3 protein-coding genes are annotated in these 2433 nt (G+C 40.2%); all 3 read right to left on the bottom strand.

The window, feature by feature from the left end; translation table 11 throughout:
* Positions 1–52: 52 nt before the first annotated feature.
* Genes tnpC through tnpA form a run of 3 tightly spaced genes read right to left on the bottom strand, consistent with a single transcriptional unit; the run spans position 53 to position 2352 of the window.
* Complete coding sequence (gene tnpC / locus PQ474_RS25960; RefSeq protein WP_273848472.1) at positions 53–1633, bottom strand: IS66 family transposase; 1581 nt, start codon at positions 1631–1633, stop codon at positions 53–55.
* A 48-nt stretch (positions 1634–1681) separates the two neighbouring features.
* A complete protein-coding gene (gene tnpB / locus PQ474_RS25965; RefSeq protein WP_273848473.1) occupies positions 1682–2038 on the bottom strand; it encodes an IS66 family insertion sequence element accessory protein TnpB in 357 nt (118 codons plus the stop codon).
* Entirely contained in the window at positions 2035–2352 is a 318-nt protein-coding gene (gene tnpA / locus PQ474_RS25970) for an IS66 family insertion sequence element accessory protein TnpA (RefSeq protein ID WP_273848474.1), read from the bottom strand. Before tnpA ends, tnpB begins: the two co-directional genes overlap by 4 nt.
* Positions 2353–2433 lie beyond the last annotated feature (81 nt).

The following is a 2433-nucleotide window of genomic DNA, read 5'->3' on the forward strand; positions in this document are numbered from 1 at the left end:
GTAAGCGTCAAATAATCCCCACCTATTATAGAGATGGGGATTAACTTATAATCTACTTATCATGTTGAATACGACAGTGAGCCGGAAGACTGTTTGACCAAGGAAGCAATTGATCAATGGCTTTTTCATCACTCACATCTATATTGGGAAGCTCCTCAAACAAGTGCATTAAGTATTGATAAGGGTTGAGGCCATTTTCTTTGGCAGTTTCTACAATACTATAAGTTACAGCACTTGCCTTTGCTCCTTTCGGAGTGTTGGCAAAAATCCAGTTCTTTCTGCCAATCACAAACGGCTTAATGGATCTCTCACTTCTATTATTATCAATTTCCAGTCTGCCATCATCTAAGAAAGCCTCTAGCTTATCCCATTGATTTCGACAGTATTTGATCGCTTGTCCTAGTGCACTCTTTGGTAATACTTTTGGCGTTTGCATGCGAAGCCATGCTGAAAAAGCGTCAAGAAGTGGTCGACTTTTTTCTAGACGTACTTGATGGCGTTCAGAGAACGACAAATCTTTGATTTCTCGTTCAATCGCAAAGAGTTGGTTACAGAACTTCAAGCCTTCTTTGGCTGTGACATCTTTCGACTGTTGTTCTTTAGGTAAGGCCTTTAAAGCTTCATCAAATTTTCGACGAGCGTGTGCCCAACAACCAACTAACTTTACGTTTGGAATTCCATTGTATCCAGCATATCCATCTACATGTAAGTATCCTTGGAAAGGAGATAAAAACTTTCTAGGATGTTTACTTGCTCGTGTTTGCTGGTAATCAAACAATACAATCGGATGGCCTTCCTGTCCTGAACGATAAAGCCATAAGTAAGAGGTAGCTGTTGATGGACGATCTGGCTCTCGTAGCACTTGCAGCGTCGTTTCATCAGCATGAGCAATATCAAGATTCATCAGATATTGATACATTCGATCATAGATGAGGTTTAACCATGTATTAGCACCATAAAGAACCCAATTAGCTAATGTTTGGCGTGACAAAAAGACACCAAGACGAGCAAATTGCTGTTCTTGACGGTATAATGGAAGCCCTTCTACATATTTTTGATTCATGATGTAGGCCATCGCAGATGGCGAAGCAAGACTCTTTGGAAAAACAGATTTCGGCATAGACGCTTTAACAATAGGAGTCTCAGTGCTTTCACGTTCACAACGGCGACACGCATAAACATGTTGAACATGTTCAATGACCTTCACTTCCGCTGGGATGACTTTTAATTCACGACGTACTTCTGTTGACATTTCATGTAGCTCTCCATTACAGCACAAACAAACCTGATCTTCTTCAGGTAATCGATACTCAATCACTTCCTTCGGAAGGTTCTCAAGTTTACTATCACGTTGACCTTTGGTTTTTTTACGTTCATACGTAATGGTTTCAACCGTAGGTTCTTCAATCGATGGGTCAGCAGTAATTTCTACCTCATTAAAAAGAGGTAATTCTAACTGATCAGCATTTGTCTTCTCACTTGAAGTACCAAATTGGCGTTGCTTACTAAGACGGAATTGTTCCTCATACCATTTAATTTTTGCCGTCAGCTCTGCGTTTTGTTCCTCAAGTGATGAGACACGTTCTTCTAATTCTTCAGTTGTAGGTTGAGAGGTGGTTTCTGTTGTTTTCATAACTTAATTATACATCACCTCTCATCGATTTGCTTTATCATTTATTCATTAAATGACTCGCTGTGCGGTAACTTTTGGATGTGCAGATTTTTGATCAATAGAAAGGCCGTCAAGTAACCAACGGAACTGACGGTGGCTAATCATTTGCGGAGAACAAGATGAATCTTCTGGCCAAGGGAACGTACCTTTTTCTAAACGGCGATAATAGAGCCAAAATCCATTATGTTCCCAGTGAAGGATTTTGATCTTATCTCGTTGTCTATTACAGAAAACAAATAGACATGGAGAGAAGGGATCTAATTGAAAGCTTTCTTGTACGATAGCCGCAAGCCCATCAATGGATTTCCGTAAGTCTGTACTCCCTTTTGCAAGGTAGACTTTATCAATGGAGCGTTGATTGATCATCCATTTCTCAACACGCGTAGTACACGGGACAAATGTTCTTCACTCACATTTTCAGGAATATAGACAGACAGATCATCTAGTCTCACTTCAATGGATGTGGTGGTGAAGGTAGGGACATCAAAAGATGTCCAAGTGCGGCTTACCTCATCACTTGAATCTGAATTTCCTTCTTCTTTGATCTTCTTTCGCCAATACTGGAATTGATATTCTGTAATGTCATCTTGTTTAGATACCCATTTTTGGATAGTCTCCCCGCTGGCTTCGTATGCCTCCATGCGTTTTTTCCACAAATCGTGTTTTTCTTTACGTTTCATAGCGACACCCTTTCATCATTATTGATTAGAGTATCGCATGGGACCCGGGCTATTGGAATGTGTGTATTATTTGACGCTTAC

This window comes from Halalkalibacter alkalisediminis (genome assembly GCF_028610705.1).
GTDB classification, from domain to species: domain Bacteria; phylum Bacillota; class Bacilli; order Bacillales; family Bacillaceae_D; genus Halalkalibacter; species Halalkalibacter alkalisediminis.

Bases quoted from the DNA above. Each gene is read 5' to 3' on its own strand.
- tnpC (WP_273848472.1), bottom strand. From the start codon at position 1,633: ATGAAAACAACAGAAACCACCTCTCAACCTACAACTGAAGAATTAGAA.
- tnpB (WP_273848473.1), bottom strand. From the start codon at position 2,038: ATGATCAATCAACGCTCCATTGATAAAGTCTACCTTGCAAAAGGGAGT.
- tnpA (WP_273848474.1), bottom strand. From the start codon at position 2,352: ATGAAACGTAAAGAAAAACACGATTTGTGGAAAAAACGCATGGAGGCA.